The following is a 19,760-nucleotide window of genomic DNA, read 5'->3' on the forward strand; positions in this document are numbered from 1 at the left end:
GAGCGGAGGGAGAAGCTTGAGCAGGGCCGCCGCGAACGAGAGCGGCGCCGGAAGGAGCCGATCAAAGCAGCGGCGTGATCACCGGCGAAGGTGTAACTCTCACGAGCAGGCGATTTGTTCGGGAACCGCTGAAGCAGTACACCCCTCATGCTGTTCTCGTAGTGTCCTCTGTGTCTCTGTTAGGACTTACGCAGTTGCTGTCAAAGTGAACTGGGGGTTGGCGAGGTAGGCACGGACGGCGTCGCGCGTGATGCTTAACTTTGCCTCGAACCAGCTCATTTGGGTGCGGATGCGGTTCCTCTCCAAGCGTAGAAAGGCGCGGATGGAGAGTCCGATGTGGTTGCGCTGCGCTCGGGCAGAGCGAACCTGCGCGCGCTCGACCCCGCAGAATTGCTTGAGTCCGCGATGGTACTGCTCGATCGACCACGCGAGGCCGGCATAGCGCTTCCGCTCCGGCTCCGGCATCGTCTCCTCGCTCGTGGCCCAGTAGTCCGCCTCCTTCGCGTTCCCGTTCTTGGAATCGATCCGAAAGACGCGAATGAAGCCATAGCCCCTCAGGTGCGCCCTCGCGCCCTCGGAAGGGATCGAGCACTGGGCGACCTGCCGATTCCCGGTTCCATCCGGGTTGACGTTGCGATCGTACCTCAGCCGGGTGACCCACTTCCACCCGTAGGCACGCACCACCTTCAGGTTGTCGAGCGCCGAGTACCAGGTGTCGAAGAGCACGCACTCAGGCTCGAAACCACGCGTGTAGGCGACCTCCAGCATGTCGCGGAAGTGCTCATTGTTCGTTTTGCCGTCGTTCTCTTTGTCGTAGATGCGGTAGTCGACCGGGATGTAGCGCTCGCCGTCCGTCCAGAGCAGGGTAAGCAGATTGATCCCGTCGACGATCCGCCCGTGCTTGCCCGACCAGTGGCGCCGTACCAGATCCATACGCAGGGCATACGGCTTGTCCAGCGTGGTGTCATCGAGCACCAGCACGCCCCGCTTCCGCTGCACCTGACTGCGCGCCTCGTCCCACAGCAGCTCGGGATTGGGCTCCAGCCGGTGCAGCAGGCGCGTAAATGCGTCGTGCGCTGGTGCTTGCGTGTCTCTCTCGGGCTGCACGCGGGCGGCTTCCGTGCCGCTCACGACGCGTTGGCTCGCGATTAGAAACTGAATGTAGTCGCTGTCAATCACTTTCGGTGCGTTCATAACTGTAAGCTACCTGCTTACAACCAACTGCGTAACTCCTATCTGTGTGAGGCGCAGTTTCCCCTTCTTGTACTCCGACGATGGCGACTTTCGTTCACCTCACCCCCGAGCGCCTGGTAGACCGCATCCTGCGCGCCGGGATCAGGGCGGGGCCTACGTGCTGGAAGGTGCCCGACGGCGTGTACGCGATGCCCACCACGCCCAACTTCTTCGTCTCGCACCAGTGGCTGCGCGAGCTGAAGCGGCGTGGCGACCGCACGTTCTGGGGCGTGTACTTCCGCGTTCCCAACGACCAGCTCGTCTACGTGGGGCACTACAACCAGAGGCACGAGCGTATGCCGGCCGGCGAGGCCGCCGCGATCCTCTTCGAGGCGGACGCGGCGCTTGGCTACGAGGTGATCATCCCGCGCGGTATCGCGCCCGGCGAGATCCACCGCGTTCGGCGCCTTTCGCAGCTGGTGGGATGGCGGTACTTCCCCGGCGCGCACGGGAAAGCGCCCTGCGCCTGTGAATCTTGCATCCAGCGGGGTGGATACGGCGCGCGACGAATCCGCGACCGATTTGGAGACGGATCATGACCGGCATTTCGATGCTCGCGCTGGCCCTCACGCTAGGCGCGCAGGAGCCGCGGTGCGATGCGCAGACCTTTGCCGCGATGTACCAGTGCGCGGTTGACCGCTATCGCCGGGCGCACGCGGAGCAGCAGCGCGTGTTCCGCGAGACCGCCGCGCGCCTGGAGCCGGACCCGCGCGGAAAGTTCCGCGCCGCCGAGCAGCTCTGGGAGCGCTTCCGCGAAGCCGAGTGCGACTTCCGCAGCTCCAGGTCGGCGGGCCGGCGCGAGTACCAGGTCGTGCGCCTGCGCTGCCTGGCGGAGCTCACCGAAGCCCGCACCGCCTCGCTGCGCGCGGAGAACGGATGATGCGAACCATCTCGATCAGCTTGCCCAGTGAGCTCAGAGCCGAAGTCGACCGACTCGCGGATGCCGAAGGCGTTTCGCGTAGTAAGCTGATCCGTGCGGCACTGCGTGAGCACTTTTTCGTCCGCCGGTTCCGGACTCTGCGGCAGGAGCTGATGCCGTACGCCGCTGCTCGAGGCATTTACACTGACGAGGACGTCTTCGTAGATCCTCCTACCGAGGAAGTGAATGCACCGCTATGACTGGTCGAGGCTCACGCCGCTGCAAGTAGGCAGGTATGCTGAATATTTCGTGAAGATGGAGTTCACTCTCTTCGGATTCGAGGTTTTCACGTCGGAGGTCGACGACCGCGGGGTCGACTTCGTAGTCCGGAATCAGGCCGGTCAGTTCTACGAGGTCCAGGTAAAATCGATTCGGGGCTACAACTACGCCTTTATCCCGAAAGCCAAGTTCTCCATCGCACCGAATCGGCTCGTCGCATTGGTGATCCTACAACCGGAGCAGGAGCCAGGAATCTACCTGATTCCCATGACTGCTTGGGTGTCGCCGAACGCGCTACTCGTTAGTCGCGATTATGAAGGGAAGAAGAGCATGCCTGAGTGGGGACTCAATCTTTCGAAGAAGAACCAGCATCTCCTCGACCCGTATCGGTTTGAGCGCGTCGTTACGTCGATTGATCGGCGCGGCTGATGAACGGCAACTGTTGCTTCAGCGGCTTGCGGCGAGGGTGCGGGCACCCGAGCTTGGGGCATCCACCCAAGGCACCTATTCAGGATGCACCGCCCATGATCCGCACCAGCCGCTACACTCTCGGGGCGCTCGCGCTCCTCCTGGGCGCGTGCGCGCCGCAGATGCCGCAGACCACGGGGAACGTCGCGGTGGCGGGGGGGGAGGTGGCGCGGTGGGAGCAGAGGGCGCAGAACGTCACCATCACGCGGGACGACTGGGGGATCCCGCACATCCGCGGCAGGACGGACGCGGACGCGGTGTTCGGGATGGTGTACGCGCAGGCGGAGGACGATTTCAACCGCGTGGAGACCAACTTCATCAACGCGATGGGGCGCCTGGCCGAGGCCGAGGGTGAGGCCGCGATCTGGCAGGACCTGCGCATGAAGCTGTTCATCGACCCCGACACGCTGCGCGCCCAGTACGCGGCCAGCCCGGCGTGGCTCCGCTCGCTGATGGACGCCTGGGCCGACGGGCTCAACTTCTACCTCCACACGCACCCGCAGGTCACGCCGCGCGTCATCCGCCGCTTCGAGCCGTGGATGGCGCTCTCGTTCAGCGAGGGGAGCATCGGCGGCGACATCGAGCGGGTGTCGCTGCGCGATCTGGAGGCGTTCTACGGGCGGCGCGCGGTGGCGGTGCGGCACGACGACGGCTTCAAGGAGCCGCGCGGGTCCAACGGCATCGCCATCGCGCCGCAGAACACGCTCAACCGGCGCGCGCTCCTCCTGATCAACCCGCACACCTCGTTCTTCTTTCGCGCCGAGCTGCAGATGGCGAGCGACGAGGGGCTGAACACGTACGGCGCGGTGACGTGGGGGCAGTTCTTCGTGTACCAGGGCTTCAACGAGCGCGCCGGGTGGATGCACACCTCGAGCGGCGTGGACGTGGTGGACGAGTTCCTGGAGACGATCGTGGAGCGGAACGGGCGCCACTTCTACCGCTACGGCGCCCAGGAGCGGCCCGTCATCGCTGACACCATCACCATCCCGTACCGCACGCCGGCCGGGATGGCGAGCAGGAAGTTCACCGTCTACAAGACGCACCACGGGCCCGTGGTGCGCGAGGCGGACGGGAAGTGGGTGAGCATCGCGCTGATGCAGAGGCCGGTGGAGGCACTCAGCCAGTCGTTTCTGCGCACCAGGGCGCGCAGCTACGCGGAGTTCCAGCGCGTGGCGGAGCAGATGAAGGCGAACTCGTCCAACAACACGATCTTCGCCGACGCGGAGGGGAACATCGCGTACAGCCACCCGCACTTCATCCCGCGGCGCGACGACCGCTTCGACTACACGAAGCCCGTGGACGGCAGCGATCCGGCGACCGATTGGAAGGGGCTGCACACGCTGGCCGAGGCGCCGCACCTGCTGAACCCGCCCAACGGCTGGATCCAGAACACCAACAACTGGCCGTACTCGGCGGCGGGGCCGTACAGCCCCAGGCGCGAGAACTTTCCGCGCTACATGGACGTGGCCGGCGAGAACCCGCGCGGCATCCACGCCATCATGGTGCTGGAGAACAAAAAGGACTTCACCATCGAGTCGCTGCGCGCGGCGGCGTACGATCCGTACCTGACGGCGTTCGCGCGGCTGATCCCCACGCTGCTGCAGGCGTACGACCGCACCCCCGCGTCCGATCCGCTCAAGGCGCGCCTGGCCGAGCAGATCGGGGTGCTGCGCGGGTGGGACTTCCGCTGGTCGGCGGCGTCGGTGCCCACCTCGCTGGCGGTGTTCTGGGGCGAGGAGATGTGGGGCCGTGTGGGCGCGGACGCGCGACGCGCGGGGATGAACGTGTACGACTACATCGCCACGCGCGCCACCGCCGATCAGAAGCTCCAGGCGCTCGCCACCGCCTCCGACCGGCTGCAGCAGGACTTCGGCGGCTGGCGCACGCCTTGGGGCGAGATCAACCGCTTCCAGCGCCTGACCGGCGCCATCGTGCAGCCGTTCACCGATGCGGGGCCCAGCATCGCGGTGCCCTTTACGTCCGCGCAGTGGGGCTCGCTCGCCTCCTTTGGCGCGCGCCGCTACCCGGGGACGAAGCGCTACTACGGCACCAGCGGCAACAGCTTCGTCGCCGTCGTCGAGTTCGGCGACAGCGTGCGGGCGCGCGCCGTCACCGCGGGCGGGCAGAGCGGCGACCCGCGCTCGCCGCACTTCAACGACCAGGCGGAGCGCTACGCCACCGGCAACCTGCGCGAGGTGTACTTCTACCCCGGGCAGCTTCGCGGGCACACCGAGCGGGAGTACCGGCCGGGGCGGTGAACGGCGCATCACACAGAGGGCACGGAGGGAACTTCGAAGGCACGGAGAAAGCCTTTCCCGGTGTTCCCGTCGTGCCCCTCTGTGCCTGTGTGTGAAGCGGCCCTTTTGCGGATCGCCCATCACCGATTATACTCCGCGAAGCCTTCCGCCTGCTCTCCCCCCGAGGCAATCTCCCATGCGTCCCATCCGGTTGTTCGTCGCCGTACTGCTCGCCACGGCGGCGGGCGCTGGTTCCATCGCCGCGCAGACCGCCACGCCGGAGCAGGAAGTTAAGGCGGTGGTCGAGCGGCTCTTCAACGGGATGCGGGCCGCGGACAGCGCGGCGGTGCACGCCGTCTTCCATCCGCAGGCGCGGCTGCAGACGACGGCGGTGCGCCAGGGCGAGCCGGTGCTGCGCACGGACAGCATCGAGGCGTTCCTGCGCGCCGTCGGCACGCCGCACACGGAGGTGTGGGACGAGCGCGTCTCCAACCTCGAGATCCGCACGGACGGCGGCCTGGCCACCGCCTGGATGGACTACGCCTTCTACATCGGCGAGCGGTTCAGCCACTGCGGGGTGAACGCGCTGCAGCTCTTCCGCACGAAGGACAGGGGGTGGCAGATCATCCAGATCATCGACACGCGCCGCCGCGAGTGCCCGCGCATCCCGGGCGCACGCCCCGCGCCCTGATCCGCACAGCCAGCCGCTCCGCGATGAAGAAGGCCGCCGGGGAGGCCGATCCGAGGTTCATCCCGGTGGTGGACGCCTTCACCGAGGATACAGAGGTAACGTCGGGGACGATGATGTCCGCGTTCGGCCTCAAGGTGAACGGGAAGATCTTTGCGATGGTGGCGAGGGGCCGGCTGGTGGCCAAGCTGCCGCGAACGCGCGTGGACGAGATGGTGGATGCCGGCCAGGGCGAGCGCTTCGACCCTGGGCACGGCCGGCGGATGAAGGAGTGGATCTCCGTTACGGCGGAGGACGTGGACTGGGTGGCGCTCGCGAGGGAAGCCCACCACTTCGTAAAGACGGCCTCGCGATAACGGCGGTACCGGCACCCGCCACGGAACCCCAACGACCGGGCGCGCGCCCGGGAAGGACCAGGAGACTTCATGCGCCGCATCGTATTCGCACTCGGCTTCGCCCTCGCGCTCGCCACTCCCGCGGCCGCGCAGGACACGGCACGCAGCTTCACGCCCTCGCACCTGGCGGTGGCGCGGGAGCTTCTGCAGGAGATCCAGATCCAGAAGCTCTCCATGGCGGGCGTGGAGGCCATGTTCGGCGAGCAGATCCGCACGAACCCGGAGATGGGCCGCTACCGCGAGGCCATGCTCGGCTGGGCACGTGACATCTTCTCCAGCGAGGAGGCGATCAACGCCTTCGCGGCGCTCTACGCCGGAGCGTTCAGCGAAGAAGACCTCCGTGCGCTGACCGCCTTCTACCGGACGCCGCTGGGGCAGCGGGTTGCCGCCATGCAGCCCGTGATGGCCGTGCGTGGCGCCGACCTGGGCCGGCGCCTGGCCGAGAGGAAGCAGGCCGACCTCATCGCCCGCCTTCAGCAGGTGGACAGCAAGCGCACCACGCCCTGAGACCCCGGACCGGCGGTGCGCGACGGGATGGTCACCGCGGTAAGCCGCGGCCCCGAGCATTCCTTCGGCAAGCCGAACCAGGAGCGCATCCGCCTCCTGGCCGGATTGGGGGTGGAGGGCGACGCGCACCAGGGCGCCACCGTACAGCACCTCTCGCGCGTGGCCCGCGACCCCACGCAGCCCAACCTGCGCCAGCTTCACCTGATCCACGCCGAGCTGCACGACGAGCTGCGGGCGGCCGGCTTCACCGTGCAGCCGGGCGAGATGGGTGAGAACGTGACCACGCGCGGCGTCGACCTGCTGGCCCTTCCCGTGGGCACGCGGCTGCACCTGGGCGGCGAGGCCGTCGTGGAAGTCACCGGCCTTCGCAACCCGTGCCATCAGCTCGACCGCTTCCAGCCCGGCCTGATGTCCGCCGTCCTCGGCCGCGACGCCGAGGGGAATCTGGTGCGCAGGGCGGGCATCATGGGCGTCGTCCTCGCGGGCGGCGAGGTGCGCGCGGGCGACGGCATCCGCGTGGAGCTCCCTCCCGAGCCCCACCACCCCCTCGTGCCCGTCTGAACAGGACGGCACGAGCTCTCCGTTCTCTTGCCATTTCCCTCCGTGTCTCTGTGTGAGGCGTGCCGTTGCCTTGACCCGGAGCCCGTACTCGCTTACCGTCCATGCGAGCGGATTCAGTTCCATCCACCGTGAGGGCCCCATGAACGTCAAGTGCGACTGTCCGGACTGCGACTGCACCGAGTGCTGCGAGAGCTGCGACTGCTGCAAGGAGAAGTGCTGCGGCTGAGCCCGGCGCTCTGTCGCTGCATGTGAAAGGGCGGTCCCCCGGGGCCGCCTTTCCCTTTCCACACCCCCACCGAACCCGACCATGACGGAAGCCACCCGCCCCCCGCTGCGCAAGATCGCCCTGGGCGACCTGGAAACCGAGATCGCCACCACGCGCCGCGTGCTGGAGCGCATCCCGGAAGAGCACTTCGATTGGAAGCCGCACGCGAAGTCGATGTCGCTGGGCGGGCTCGCCACGCACATCGCCACGATTCCGTTCTACGGGACGGCGGTGCTGGAGGGCCAGGAGTTCGACGTGGCCGCCCCGCTGCCGCCCAACCCGCTCGCCACGACGCGCGACGACATCCTGCGCCGCTTCGACGAGACGGCGGCCGCCTTTACCGCGCTGCTGGAGGGTGCGGACGACCTGTCGCTGCGCGAGCCCTGGACCCTTCGCAACGGCGAGCGGGTCGTGTTCACGCAGCCGCGCATCGGCATGCTGCGCGGGATGGTCGTGAGCCACATGGTGCACCACCGCGGGCAGCTCAGCGTGTACCTGCGCCTGCTGGACGTGCCGGTCCCCTCCATCTACGGCCCCTCGGCCGACGAACCCTGGTCCTGAAGCGGCGGCGCGCGCGGGGCGTTACCTTGTGCGCGGCACCGCCCGTGCGGCGGGTGCGCATCGTGCAGCGGAAGCGGACCGGTTCCGCATCCGCGTCACACCCACACGTGAGGACACATGAGACAACCGACGCGCCGCGGCCCTCCCGGCCGCGCTGCCGATAACGACGGTGAAGAGGGAGGCTTCAACGCGCCGGCCCGCGCCCGCGGCTCGCGCTCCGAGGATCTGCTGGAGATGGCGGACGCGCTGGAAGAGCAGGGCCGCGCGCTGTTGAGCCAGGCCCGCCAGCTCCAGCGCATCGCCCAGGGGATGGAGCGCTCCGAGGAGGACCGCCCCGCCCCTCGCGCCCGCCCGAGCACGGCCCCGCGCGAGCGCTCCGGCCCGTCGGAGCGATCAGGCCCCGGCTACGGCACGCGCGGCGGCTCGGCCGGCCGCACCGGTGGCGGCCCGCGCGGCGGCACCCGCGGCGCCCCACCCCGCTCCCGCGACCGCGACGAAGACGAGGCCCCGCGCGACGCGAAGCCGCGCCGCGGTCCCGGCAAGCCGCCCTTCAAGGGCCCGGCGCGGGGTCCGTCCAAAGGCCCCGGCCGCGGCGGCGGAGGCGGCGGGCGCAAGAAGTTTTGAGCACAAAGGAGGCGCGGAGAGATCATCTCTCCGCGCCTCCTTTCTATCGTGCGTCTTCAGGCGACCGCTATCTCACACAGAGAACACGGAGGGGAAGAGAAAGACACAGAGAAACAGCACAACTCTTCACTCGTGTTAGAGCAGCAGATCGGCGGGAATGCCCAGCTTGTCCCGAAGCGCTGCGATCTGCCCCTTGGAGAGATCACGCTTGCCGTTGAAGAAGTCGGACACCCGGCTCCGCCCGCCCATGATCTCCGCGAGATCCGCGCGGCTCATTCCTTTCTGGTCGAGCATGAAGTCGACCGCGTCCTGCGGCGTCAGGTCGGAATCATCGATCGGGTGGTTTCGCGAGTCGTAGTCCTCCACCAGGAGCGACAGCATCTCCAGCCGGTCGTACTCCTCGCTATAGGGACGTGGATCCAGGTCCAGGAGCCGGTCGATCTCTGCAACAGCGGCACCATATTCCTCCTCGGTGCGCAGAAGGCGCGGGGCCGGCATGTCGATGACGGTTTTCATCTATGCTCCATTGAAGTCCACAGCCGCGTGAGAGCCGTCGTAATCAGAGGCTACCCAACCTGTCGTACTCGTCGTGCGTGAGTACGTGGCGGATGTAGACCCGTTGCAAGTCGTACCTCATCGTGACCACCAGCCGGTACTTGTTCCCCCCGACGTCGAAGACCGTCACTCCGTTCCTCAAGAAATCCGCCGCGGGAAAATCGGCTCTGACCTCGTGCGGCGTCTGGTACTGCTTCGCCCTCATTGTGCGCCGCCACAGCTTCATCGGCTTTTCGGCGTGGGGGTGCTCTTTCCAGAACGCCGTCAGCCTGCTCTCGGTAATGATGCGAATGCTCCCTCCCCGGTGAGGGACTCCGGTTCCGTGGATCAGGGGGGGCTGTCGTTACCATAATGGTAACAGCTGACATGTCCACGTCAAGGGCCACGCCAATTCTCGCGTTGCATCCGTCTTCCCTGCTTTCTCTGTGGCTCCGTGTCTCTGTGTGAGCCCCGCCGTTGCAGTTCTCTTTCTGCGTCGCTGCGCCTCCGCGTGAGCCATGCAGTTGCAGTTTCACCCCGCTGCACGAAAAGCCACAGAGGAACAGCACCACCCTTTTCCGTTCCCTCTTGCAGTGCCTCTCTGTGTCTCTGTGTGAGGCTCTTTTCCTCAGCTCGCCGCCGCCGCGCGCACCTTGGCCTTGGGCAGCTCCGGCTCGGGCGTAAAGTCCTCGCCGGGGTTCACGAAGCGGTCCGACTCCCACGCGTACTGCCGGTCGTGCAGGTCGCGGTAGCGGCCGCCCAGCGCCATCAGCTCGGTGTGCGTGCCGCGCTCCACCACCTCGCCGGCCTCCAGCACCAGGATCTGGTCCGCGCTGCGGATGGTGGAGAGGCGGTGCGCGATCACGAACGAGGTGCGCCCCTGCCGCAGCCGCCACAGCCCCTCCTGGATCAGCGCCTCGCTCTCGCTGTCCAGCGCCGAGGTGGCCTCGTCCAGGATCAGGATGCGCGGGTCGGCCAGGATGGCGCGCGCGATGGCGATCCGCTGCCGCTGCCCGCCCGAGAGCTTGATTCCGCGCTCGCCCACGACCGTGTCGTACCCCTGCGGAAAGCCACGGATGAACTCGTCCGCGTTGGCGATGCGCGCCACCTCCTCGATCTCGTCTCGCGTGGCGTCGGGGCGGCTGAAGCGGATGTTGTCCGCCACCGTGCCGTCGAAGAGGAAGTTCTCCTGCAGCACCACGCCCAGCTGCGCGCGGTAGTCGCCCAGGCGGATGTCGTTCAGGTCGCGCCCATCCACCAGGAGCATCCCCCGCGAGGGGCGGTTGAAGGCCATCACCAGGCTCACCAGCGTGCTCTTTCCCGAGCCGCTGGAGCCCACCAGCGCCGTCGTGCTCCCGGCCGGGGCGTCCACCGTGACCCCCTTGAGCACCGGCTGCCCGGGGTTGTACTCGAACCACACGTCGCGCAGCTCGATGTCGCCGTGGATGCGGCCGATGGAGCCGCGCTCCTCGTCCTCCTCGTCCTCGGTGCGCATCTTCATGATCTCGCGGATGCGGTCCAGCCCCGCGAACGCCTCGCTGATCTGCGTGCCGATGGAGGCGATCTGGAAGACGGGCGCCGCCAGCAGCCCCGTGAGGACGGTGTACGAAAAGAGGTCGCCCAGCGTCATGCTGCCGTCGAGGATGGCACGCCCGCCCACCACGATCATCGCCACCGACACGAGCCCGATCACCACCGTGGCCGCCGAGCTGACGACCGACACCCCGGTGATGCTCTTTGCGATGTTGCGGAAGAGCTGGTTGACGCCGCGCGCGAACACCCGCTGCTCGCGCTTCTCGGTGCCGTACGCCTTCACCACGCGGATGCCGCCCAGCGTCTCGGTAAGGCGCCCCGTGATGCGCGCGTTGATCTCGTTACGCTCGCGGAAGACGGGGCGCAGGCTGGTAAAGGTGCGCGCCATCGCGCCGCCGAACACCAGCAGGATGACGAGGATGATGGCCGTCAGCAGCCAGTTGAGGTAGAAGAGCCACACCAGCGCCGCGAGCGCCGTCACGATGCCGCCCACCAGCTGGATGATGCCGGTACCCACCAGGTTCCGGATCCCCTCCGCGTCGGTCATGATGCGCGTTACCAGCACGCCGGATTGCGTGGAGTCGAAGTAGCCGACCGGCAGGCGGGTGACCTTGTTCATCACGCGGCGGCGCATGTCGTTGATGGCCCGCTGCGCCGTGACGCTGATGACCTGCGAAAGGGAGAACGAGGTCAGCGCCTGGATCAGCGTCGCCCCGGCCACGCCGATGGCGAGCGGCATCAGGAGCTGGGCGCGCCCCTTTCCGACCACGTCGTCGATCAGGAACTTGGATGCGGCCGCCGGCACCAGCCCGGCCACGCGCGAGATGAGCATCAGCACCATCCCGATGCTCAGCTTGCCGCGGTGCTGCCAGACCAGCGCGCGCGCCTCGGCCCACGCCTCGGCGGTGACCTTGTTCTTCTTCTTTTCCGAGCCGTTGGACAAAGCGCAATCTCCTTGAGTTCAGTCGGCGGCCGCGGTGCGCGGCGCCTCCAGCGGTGCCGCGAGCGGGGGCGCGCCGGCTTCCAGCATCGTAGCGCGCTCCGGCTTCACCTCGCGGAGACGGCGGACGAGCCAAAGCGTGAGCAGGTTGGCGGCGATGGCCAGCGCGCCCACTCGCGCGTATCCCAGCATCCGGCCGTCCGGCGCGCGGCCGATCATCAGCCCCCCCACGAAGGCGGCGATCCCCGCGGCGCCCTGCTGCACGGCGGCATTGAGGCTCATGAAGCTCCCGCGCCGCGCCGGCAGCACCACACCGGTCACCAGTGCCGTGGCCGCGATCATCCGCCCGGATCCCAGCACCATCATCAACGTGGTGGCGGTGAGCACCAGCGGCAGCCCGACGGGCGGCAGGTTGGTGACGGCCACGATGGGGACGATGCTCACCACCGCCGTAATCTTGAACACCCGCGCGTGGCCGAAGCGGTCGGCCAGCCACCCCATGGCGGGCCCGGTGAAGAGCGTCGCCAGCCCGCCGGCCAGGTAGATCAGGTCCAGCCGCGACTCCGCGACCCCGGCGTTGAAGGTCAGGTACGGGCTGAGGAAGGGGACCACCGTGAATGCGGCGAACATCAGCGCCGTCGTGAACCCCAGGGCGCGCAGGTGCGACGGCTCGCGCGCCACCGCCCACAGGTCGCGCATCGGCGATTTTCCCCGCGGCGCGGAAAGGTGCCTGCGCATGGGGGGGAGCGCCAGGGCGCCCGCGAGCACCACCCCCGCCGTGAGCGCCGCCAGCAGCACGAAGGGCGCCTGCCACCCCTGCCGCTCCGCCACCGAGAGCCCCAGCGGCAGCCCGAGCACCGACGCGGCGCTGAACCCGGCCATCACCACCCCGGTGGCGCGCCCCCGCCGCTCGGGCGGGATCTGGTCGCCGATGATGGCGAAGACGACGCCGGCCAGCACCCCGCCGCACGCGCCGGCCGCCACCCGCGCCGCCATCAACAGCGCGAAGCTCCCCGCCAGCCCGCAGAGCAGCGTCCCCACGGCGAACCCAGCAAGCAGCACCAGCAGCATCCGCTTGCGGTCGAAGCGGTCCATCACCGACGCCGCGAACAGCCCCGTGATGGCGGCGCTGAAGGTGTACGCGGAGACGAGCAGCGCAAACTGGCTCGCCCCGATGCCAAAGGAGCGCATGAGCTGCGGCCCCAGCGGCATGATGATCACGAAATCGAGGATGTGGCAGAACTGGACGGCGGTCAGCACCGCCAGCAGCACCCACTCGCTCCGCCGGCTGTTCGCGGCGGGTACAGTATCGGGCAACAGAAAGCTCTCTGGACGTATGTAAAGCGAATCACCGGGCGTGCGGCCCGGTGATTCGCGCCGTTCTCGTACCCCGCCGGGTGCGCGTCGTTCAGCGCGCGCCGGCCGCCTCCAGCGTCGGGTAGTCGACGTAGCCGCGCTCGCCGCCGGTGTAGAAGGTGGCGCGGTCGGGCGCGTTCAGCGGCGCACGCTCGCGCAGGCGGCGCGGCAGGTCCGGGTTGGCGAGGAAGGGGATGCCGAACGCCACCAGGTCCGCCTCTCCGCGGGCGATGGCCGCATCGGCCGTCTCGCGCCCGTAGCCGCCGTTGGCGATCAGCGCCCCGCGGAAGATGGCCCGCAGCGTGGGTGTGACGCGCGGCTCCGCCCCGGCCGCCGGCTCGGTGACGTGCAGGTACGCCAGCCCGAAGCGGTTGAGCGCGTACGTGGCGTACGCAAAGATCGCCAGCGGATCGCTGTCGCTCATCCCGTTCCCCGCGCTCACCGGCGAGATGCGCACCCCCACCCGGTCGCCGCCCCACACCCCCGTCACCGCCTCGGTGACTTCGAGGAGGAAGCGCGTCCGGTTCGCCACGCTCCCGCCGTACTCGTCGCGGCGGCGGTTGGCGCCGTCGCGGAGGAACTGGTCGATCAGGTAGCCGTTGGCGCCGTGCAGCTCCACGCCGTCGAAACCCGCCCGGTACGCGTGCCGCGCGCCGTCCTCGAACTGCTCCACCACGCCGCGGATCTCGTCGCGCTCCAGCGCGTGGGGGGTCACGAAGGGCTTCGGTCCGTCCGCGGTGAAGACGCTCCCCTCGATCCCCAGCGCCGACGGCGCCACCGGCTGGCTCCCGCCCGGCTGCAGCGACGGGTGCGACACCCGCCCCACGTGCCAGAGCTGGAGGAAGATGCGCCCGCCCGCCGCGTGCACCGCCTCGGTCACGCGGCGCCACCCCGCCACCTGCTCAGCGGTGTGGATGCCGGGCGTGCTCACGTACCCCGCCCCCTGCTGCGACACCTGCGCCCCCTCGGTCACGATCAGCCCGGCCGAGGCGCGCTGCGCGTAGTAGTCCGGCGCGAGGTCGGAGGGCACGCCTCCGGCTCCGGCGCGGCTGCGCGTCATCGGCGCCATCACCACGCGGTTCGCCAGCTCGTACGGTCCCACCCGGACCGGCTCGAAAAGGCTCCGCTCGTGCGTGCTGCTCATCACCACCCCCATCGTCTATTGGACAGGCTCCCGGCGGTGCGCAGGGTGCCAATTCGAAACCATTCAAGTTACAGATTGCAGCGCACTTGGCCCGGCGGCCGGGCCTCTCCCGGCCGTCGTGCGTTCCCGCCGCTACGGCTGCCGCAGCGCCGCCCTCGGCACCGTGCGCGCCGGCCGCAGCCGGGCGATCACCGTCTCGCGTTCGCCGGGCTCCACCGTCACCCGCGTGGTCCGCGTGGCGAAGCCGGGGCGCTCGGCCCGCAGCGTGTACGTTCCCGCCGCCACCCGGGCGAACTCGAACCCGCCCGTCTCGCCCGACGAAGTGCTGACGCGCGAGCTGTCCGCATCCGACACCAGCACCAGCGTCGCGCCTCGCACGGGGTTCCCCGCGCCGTCCGTGATCCGCCCGACCAGCCTTCCCGGCTCCTGCGCCGCGCCCTGCTCCGCCGCCAGCAGCATCCCTATCAGCAGCAGCAGAATCGGCGATCCTCGTACCACCCGGCTGAACCATGCCATGGTGTCCTCCTCCGCTCGCCCGCCCGGCCGCGCCCGGCACCCGCCGGTCCGCGGCCGCCGCGGTGAAATTTATCCTACACGGCGCCGGCCTCCGCCGCGCCGCGCCCCGCATCCTGGTACTTCTCCGGCGCGCCGCAGCACCCCGCCGCGCGCGCCTTCCCCATCACCTCGCGCCCGATCTGCGCGACGGTGACCCCCGCCAGCACCTCCTCCATCGCCGAGTGCGCGCGGACGAACACGCCCTGCAGCACCTCGACGATGTTCGCCCCCACGTTGCACTCGCGCGAGGGCGGCTGCGCATGCACGGAGAAGAGTTCGCCCCCGTCCTCCACGGCCCGATACACTTCCAGCAGGGTGATCTCGTCCGGATGGCGGGCCAGCACCGCGCCGCCGCCCACCCCGGGCTGAACGGACACCATCCCCGCGTTGCGCAGCGCCCCCACAATGCGCCGCACCACCACCGGATTGGTGTTTACGCTGGCAGCGATGCGTTCGGATGTCGAAGGTCCGTCGCTCCGCCACGCCAGGTACGCCAGCACGTGCACCGCCACCGCCACCCTGCTGCTGATCATCGAGCTCCTCGGAACGGTTGAACTGTAACCAGAATAGTTTCGAATAGGGGCCGAGTCAATGGCGATGGTAAACCAGGAGGGAATGTACCAGGAGCAGATGCATCAGCAGAGGATATATCGAAAGAGGCTATATCAGTATCAGATATATCACGAGCGCATGTAGCCGGCGCTGGAACCACGCAGAATCCGCCTGCGCGGACTCACGCTTGCGGGGGCGCACATCCCCCACCCTTTGTCATCCTGAGCGACGCGCCGCGCGGACTCAGCCCTCGCGCCGTCCTTTGGCGCGGAGCGAAGGATATACTGCGCGTTCCGAGGGTCTCGCGTGACGTGCGGGCCTCTTGCCTCGCCGGCTAGATCCTTCGGTCGCCGCAGGAGTCCTGCCGGCATTGCGTGCGTTCGTCGGGCGGCTTCCTCAGGATGACATAGAAAAACAAGGTGGCGTCCGACGCACTAACGCACTCCCTCCCTCACGGCGCCGCATCCCGCAGCCGGCGGTGCTCGGCCTGGCGGGCGCGGGCCTGCTGCGCCTCGCTGGCGCGGCCCACGCGCGTGAGGAGCTCCACCAGGCGCTCGTAGTCCACCACCAGGACGCGGTGGTTGGGGCTCGGCACCGCTTCCTGCGCGCGGATGCCGGCCCAGAGCGCGTCCGCGGCTTCGCTCTCGCGCGACTGCTGGACGAGGGCGTTGGAGAGCGCCAGGTGATACGTGGGGTTCGAGGGGCGTTGCTGGACCGCCGTACGAAGGAGCGCCTCCGCATCACGCCAGCGGCCCTGCCGGCCTAGCGTCGTCGCCTGCTCCCACGAGCGCCGGGCCTGCTCCTCCGCTGCGCGCTCCACCTCCTCGGCGCTGGGCGGCGGCGCGGCTGGGAGCGGCACAGGCGCCGGCGGGGGGGGCGGCGGCGGGGGCATACACGCGGGGAGCCCCGTCACGAGCAGCGCAAACGTCAGAGTTCGGATCTTCATCAGCTTCCCAGCAAGAGCAAGGTCGGCAGCGAGCTTTCCGCGGCAGGGACGGGTACCCGGCGCCATGAGACCGCGTTCCCCGTGCCACTGGCGATGTGGTGACAATCCGACATCTCACAACTGAGTTGATCGTTACAAAGGTCGGTCACCGCCATCTCGGCGTTCGGCGTCATCCTCGTCGCCACCGCCGCCGCCTGGATCCCCGTCCGCCGCGCCGCCTCCGTTGACCCCGCCATTACGCTACGGGGAGGGTGAGGGGGGCGGGGGAGATAAGGCACTGGGGAACTCGGGCGAGTGAACTCGCTGCAACAAAAGCACAAAGTCCGCCTGCGCGGACTCGGGGGCGAGATTGGCCCGGGTCGGTAAAACCGGCGCGGGCAGAAGGTCGCTCCACGCGCGGATGAAGGCCGCGGTAACCACGCGAACTTCGTCTCCGCGCACCGGCTGCGGCTCGCGAGACGGCTTCAGCCGTCTTCCCGTAGTTCCAGCCGGGGGCTTCAGCCCCCGGGATTCAGCCCCCGGTCCCTCGCGGGGGCGGGATTCACCCGGTGTTGCGCACCAGCGCGCCCCGCCCCTTGGCATTTCTGGTTGATCGGAGCGCGTGTACACCTTACGATGCGTCCCGCCGGGTGACCCCGTCGAAAACGTAAAGCCGACGTTCACACCAACGGAACGCCACGCATGCAGTCTCAGTCGTTCATCGACGCAACCGGGTTGGCCTGGGAATCCCCCGAACCCGGAGTGGAGCGGCAGGTCCTCGCCTACGATTCCACGCTGATGATGGTCCGCGTCCGCTTCGCCGCCGGGGCGACGGGCGCGCTCCACAGCCATCCGCACCGCCAGGTCAGCTACGTGGCGGAGGGCGCCTTCGAGGTCCAGATCGGCGACGAATCCCGTGTCCTGCGCTCCGGCGACAGCTTCATCATCGCGCCGGACGTGGTGCACGGAGTCGTTGCGCGCGAGGCCGGCGTCCTGATCGACGTCTTCAGCCCGGCGCGCGAAGAGTTCGTCGCCGAGCGGGGATGAATCGTGACGCCTTCGCGGGCGCTGGCGAGTCTCTGATGGTGATTGCAGCGCCGTCAGCCACATCTCGGGACAGGTGACAGGATGCCGCAGCTCTACGACGAGATCGGCCCCGGCTACACGCACTACCGCAGACCGGACCCTCGAATCGGCGACGCCATACTCGGCGCGCTGGGCGACGCGGAGAGCATGGTGAACGTAGGTGCGGGCGCGGGATCGTATGAGCCGACTGATCGCGCCGTCGTCGCCGTGGAACCGTCGCTCGAGATGATCCGGCAGCGCCGCGCGGGAAGTGCTCCGGTGGTGCAGGCCAGCGCGACGGACCTGCCGTTCCGGGAAGACGCGTTCGACGCGGCGCTCGCGATCCTGACGGTGCACCACTGGCCCGATCGCGTACGCGGCCTCGCCGAGCTCGCCCGGGTGGCGAGGCGCCGGATCGTCATCCTCACGGCGTCACCAGGCGCGTCCGGTTTCTGGCTCGTGGACGACTACTTTCCGGAGATCGGGGAGATAGACCGCCGCATCCTCCCGTCCATGGAGGAGATCGGGGGCGTGCTGGGGGAGATGGAAGTGCGTCCGCTGATTGTGCCGCACGACTGCGTCGATGGGTTTCTGGGGGCATACTGGCGGCGGCCGCACGCTTACCTGGACGCGGGCGTCCGCGGCGCGATCTCCCTCTTCTCCATGATCGGCGACGTGGAGCCCGGGCTGGCCCGCCTGCGCGCCGATCTCGCGGATGGCACGTGGGAGCGCCGGCACGGAGACCTCCTGCGCCGGACCGAGGTGGACCTGGGATACCGGCTCGTGATCGCGCACCGAGGAGGCGACCGCACGCCCTGAGCCGCAACGCCCGGCGGCGCGGCCCGGCACGTGCGCTGCGGTGCGGCGATCCCCGGCGTGCACCCCAAAGACAGGCCCAGCGGATGCCACACACCCGATCCATCGCCCTGGCCGCGATGCTGGCCCTCGCGGCCGGCGCCGCCGCGGCGCAGACCCCCCGCGCCACCGCCTCGAGCGCCTCGAGCGCCGCGCCCCCCGCGCTCACCGCCATCACCCGCGAGGAGCTCCGCCGCGACCTCTTCGCCATGGCGTCGGACTCGATGCGCGGGCGCGAGGGCGCGACGCAGGACGAGCTGCGCGCCTCCGTCTGGGTGGCGGAGCGCGCGAGGCAGGCGGGGATGCTGCCCGCGGGCGACGACGGCACCTACTTCCAGTTCTTCCCCCTGCGCCGCATCCGGCAGACGGCGGCGAGCACCGTGGCCATTGGCGGCGCGCCGCTGGCGCTGTGGGAGGACGCGGTCCTCCTCTCGCCGGTTACCGCGCGGGTGGACGCGGCGGTCGCCCGCGTGGAGGGCACGGGCGCCGCGACGGAGGGGCGCGTGGTGGTGGCGCGGCTGAGGGCGCCCACGCGCGTTCCCCCGCGCGGCGTGAGCCTGTGGGAGTGGCGCTACGCCATGGGCGCCATGCGCGAGCAGAGCACGGCGCTGCGCGCGGGGAACCCCGCCGCCATCGTGCTCGTCGCGGACACCGTCGCCGCGGTCGCCTTCGGGCGGATGCAGCACTGGCAGCGCGAGGGCCTCTACCTCCTGGACGAGCCGGGTACCGCGGTGCCCGCCGCCGCCGGCCCGCCCGTCTTCCTCGTGCGCGCGGAGGTGATGGAGCGCCTGGCGGATGGCGCCCGCTTCACCGCGGATCTCGGGGTGGAGAGCTTCGTCTATCCGTCGGTCAACGTGGTGGCGCGCGTCCCCGGCACCGATCCGCGCCTGCGCGCCGAGCACGTGGTGTTCAGCGGCCACCAGGACCACGATGGCATCGGCGAGCCGGTGAACGGCGACTCCATCTGGAACGGCGCCGACGACAACGCCACCGTCAGCGTGGCGCTCCTGGCCATCGGGCGCGCCTTCGCGAGGCGGCCGGGGCGGCGCTCGGCGCTCTTCGTGTGGCACGGGGCGGAGGAGCGGGGGCTGCTGGGCTCGCGCTGGTACTCCGCGCGGCCCACGGTGCCGAAGGAGTCGCTGGTGGCGGTGCTCAACGGCGACATGATCGGCCGCAACCACCCGGACAGCGCCGCGCTCCTGGGCTCCATCGCGCCGCACCGCAACTCGACCGCGCTGGTGGAGATGGCGCTGGAGGCCAACCGCCGCCACACCCGCTTCGCCCTGGACACCACCTGGGACGACCCCGCGCACCCGGAGGGATGGTACTTCCGCAGCGACCACCTGCCGTACGCGCGGGCGGGAGTGCCGGCCATCTTCTTCACCACCCTCCTGCACCCCGACTACCACACCCTGGAAGACGAGCCGGAGCGGATCGACGTCGCCAAGCTCACGCGCATGACGCAGTGGATGTACGCCACCGGCTGGGCCGTCGCCAACGCCGCCCAGCGCCCGCGCGTAGACCCCGGGTTCAAACTGGAGCGCTGACTTCGCGCCTGCTCGCGCACGAGTTTACCGGCGACCCCTGATTGCGCGGAGGACTTCGTGCAGCCTTGTGAGGACTG

The 19,760-nt window shown here is 69.2% G+C and carries 23 protein-coding genes; 14 read left to right on the top strand and 9 right to left on the bottom strand.

From position 1 onward, the window contains the following. Window positions 1–186: 186 nt before the first annotated feature. Window positions 187–1,194: a transposase gene (locus VF584_05385; protein ID HEX8209598.1), complete on the bottom strand. Its 1,008-nt coding sequence runs from the start codon at window positions 1,192–1,194 to the stop codon at window positions 187–189. Window positions 1,195–1,274: 80 nt separating this feature from the next. Here VF584_05385 and VF584_05390 point away from each other — a divergent pair, with 80 nt between their 5' ends. From VF584_05390 to VF584_05440, 11 genes are all read left to right on the top strand, one after another. After that, window positions 1,275–1,772 (top strand): hypothetical protein, encoded by a 498-nt coding sequence (locus VF584_05390; protein HEX8209599.1) that lies wholly within the window; start codon window positions 1,275–1,277, stop codon window positions 1,770–1,772. After that, the gene (locus tag VF584_05395) at window positions 1,769–2,113 is read left to right on the top strand and encodes a lysozyme inhibitor LprI family protein (GenBank protein ID HEX8209600.1); all 345 of its coding nucleotides are present in this window, start codon (window positions 1,769–1,771) and stop codon (window positions 2,111–2,113) included. The genes VF584_05390 and VF584_05395 overlap by 4 nt, the downstream gene beginning before the upstream one ends. Further along, entirely contained in the window at window positions 2,110–2,352 is a 243-nt protein-coding gene (locus tag VF584_05400; GenBank protein ID HEX8209601.1) for a ribbon-helix-helix protein, CopG family, read from the top strand. Before VF584_05395 ends, VF584_05400 begins: the two co-directional genes overlap by 4 nt. After that, complete coding sequence (locus VF584_05405) at window positions 2,339–2,800, top strand: hypothetical protein (protein ID HEX8209602.1); 462 nt, start codon at window positions 2,339–2,341, stop codon at window positions 2,798–2,800. The genes VF584_05400 and VF584_05405 overlap by 14 nt, the downstream gene beginning before the upstream one ends. Before the next feature lie 95 nt (window positions 2,801–2,895). Beyond that, window positions 2,896–5,097 (top strand): penicillin acylase family protein, encoded by a 2,202-nt coding sequence (locus VF584_05410; GenBank protein HEX8209603.1) that lies wholly within the window; start codon window positions 2,896–2,898, stop codon window positions 5,095–5,097. A gap of 175 nt (window positions 5,098–5,272) precedes the next feature. Further along, the gene (locus VF584_05415) at window positions 5,273–5,767 is read left to right on the top strand and encodes a nuclear transport factor 2 family protein (GenBank protein ID HEX8209604.1); all 495 of its coding nucleotides are present in this window, start codon (window positions 5,273–5,275) and stop codon (window positions 5,765–5,767) included. 23 nt (window positions 5,768–5,790) lie between these two features. Next, complete coding sequence (locus VF584_05420) at window positions 5,791–6,120, top strand: TfoX/Sxy family protein (protein HEX8209605.1); 330 nt, start codon at window positions 5,791–5,793, stop codon at window positions 6,118–6,120. A gap of 69 nt (window positions 6,121–6,189) precedes the next feature. After that, entirely contained in the window at window positions 6,190–6,666 is a 477-nt protein-coding gene (locus tag VF584_05425; GenBank protein ID HEX8209606.1) for a DUF2059 domain-containing protein, read from the top strand. Window positions 6,667–6,693: 27 nt separating this feature from the next. After that, a complete protein-coding gene (locus VF584_05430) occupies window positions 6,694–7,227 on the top strand; it encodes an MOSC domain-containing protein (protein ID HEX8209607.1) in 534 nt (177 codons plus the stop codon). Window positions 7,228–7,534: 307 nt separating this feature from the next. Then, window positions 7,535–8,053 (top strand): DinB family protein, encoded by a 519-nt coding sequence (locus tag VF584_05435; protein ID HEX8209608.1) that lies wholly within the window; start codon window positions 7,535–7,537, stop codon window positions 8,051–8,053. A 117-nt stretch (window positions 8,054–8,170) separates the two neighbouring features. Further along, window positions 8,171–8,677, top strand: coding sequence for a hypothetical protein (locus tag VF584_05440; protein ID HEX8209609.1), 507 nt, complete (start codon window positions 8,171–8,173; stop codon window positions 8,675–8,677). A 135-nt stretch (window positions 8,678–8,812) separates the two neighbouring features. Here the strand turns inward: VF584_05440 and VF584_05445 are convergent, their stop codons facing one another. The 8 genes from VF584_05445 to VF584_05480 form a co-directional block, all read right to left on the bottom strand. Beyond that, window positions 8,813–9,193: a helix-turn-helix domain-containing protein gene (locus tag VF584_05445; protein HEX8209610.1), complete on the bottom strand. Its 381-nt coding sequence runs from the start codon at window positions 9,191–9,193 to the stop codon at window positions 8,813–8,815. A 43-nt stretch (window positions 9,194–9,236) separates the two neighbouring features. After that, window positions 9,237–9,458: a type II toxin-antitoxin system HigB family toxin gene (locus tag VF584_05450; GenBank protein HEX8209611.1), complete on the bottom strand. Its 222-nt coding sequence runs from the start codon at window positions 9,456–9,458 to the stop codon at window positions 9,237–9,239. A 381-nt stretch (window positions 9,459–9,839) separates the two neighbouring features. Continuing rightward, the gene (locus tag VF584_05455) at window positions 9,840–11,687 is read right to left on the bottom strand and encodes an ABC transporter ATP-binding protein (GenBank protein HEX8209612.1); all 1,848 of its coding nucleotides are present in this window, start codon (window positions 11,685–11,687) and stop codon (window positions 9,840–9,842) included. 18 nt (window positions 11,688–11,705) lie between these two features. Next, window positions 11,706–13,001 carry an MFS transporter gene (locus tag VF584_05460; protein ID HEX8209613.1) on the bottom strand — a complete coding sequence of 432 codons (1,296 nt, stop codon included), beginning with the start codon at window positions 12,999–13,001 and terminating at the stop codon, window positions 11,706–11,708. Window positions 13,002–13,092: 91 nt separating this feature from the next. Then, the gene (locus VF584_05465; GenBank protein ID HEX8209614.1) at window positions 13,093–14,184 is read right to left on the bottom strand and encodes an alkene reductase; all 1,092 of its coding nucleotides are present in this window, start codon (window positions 14,182–14,184) and stop codon (window positions 13,093–13,095) included. Window positions 14,185–14,316: 132 nt separating this feature from the next. Then, complete coding sequence (locus tag VF584_05470; protein ID HEX8209615.1) at window positions 14,317–14,700, bottom strand: carboxypeptidase-like regulatory domain-containing protein; 384 nt, start codon at window positions 14,698–14,700, stop codon at window positions 14,317–14,319. A 74-nt stretch (window positions 14,701–14,774) separates the two neighbouring features. Next, on the bottom strand, window positions 14,775–15,272 hold the full coding sequence (locus VF584_05475) for an Rrf2 family transcriptional regulator (protein HEX8209616.1): 498 nt from the start codon (window positions 15,270–15,272) through the stop codon (window positions 14,775–14,777). A gap of 470 nt (window positions 15,273–15,742) precedes the next feature. Then, a complete protein-coding gene (locus VF584_05480; protein ID HEX8209617.1) occupies window positions 15,743–16,237 on the bottom strand; it encodes a tetratricopeptide repeat protein in 495 nt (164 codons plus the stop codon). Window positions 16,238–16,918: 681 nt separating this feature from the next. On the opposite strand from VF584_05480, the gene VF584_05485 reads away from it, so the two are divergent. The 3 genes from VF584_05485 (at window position 16,919) to VF584_05495 (ending at window position 19,683) form a co-directional block, all read left to right on the top strand. Beyond that, window positions 16,919–17,263 (top strand): cupin domain-containing protein, encoded by a 345-nt coding sequence (locus VF584_05485; protein HEX8209618.1) that lies wholly within the window; start codon window positions 16,919–16,921, stop codon window positions 17,261–17,263. Window positions 17,264–17,344: 81 nt separating this feature from the next. Beyond that, window positions 17,345–18,100, top strand: coding sequence for a class I SAM-dependent methyltransferase (locus VF584_05490; protein HEX8209619.1), 756 nt, complete (start codon window positions 17,345–17,347; stop codon window positions 18,098–18,100). An 83-nt stretch (window positions 18,101–18,183) separates the two neighbouring features. Then, the gene (locus VF584_05495; protein ID HEX8209620.1) at window positions 18,184–19,683 is read left to right on the top strand and encodes a M28 family peptidase; all 1,500 of its coding nucleotides are present in this window, start codon (window positions 18,184–18,186) and stop codon (window positions 19,681–19,683) included. Window positions 19,684–19,760 lie beyond the last annotated feature (77 nt).

Origin of the sequence: Longimicrobium sp. (genome assembly GCA_036389135.1) — a bacterium.
Classification (GTDB): Bacteria; Gemmatimonadota; Gemmatimonadetes; order Longimicrobiales; family Longimicrobiaceae; genus Longimicrobium.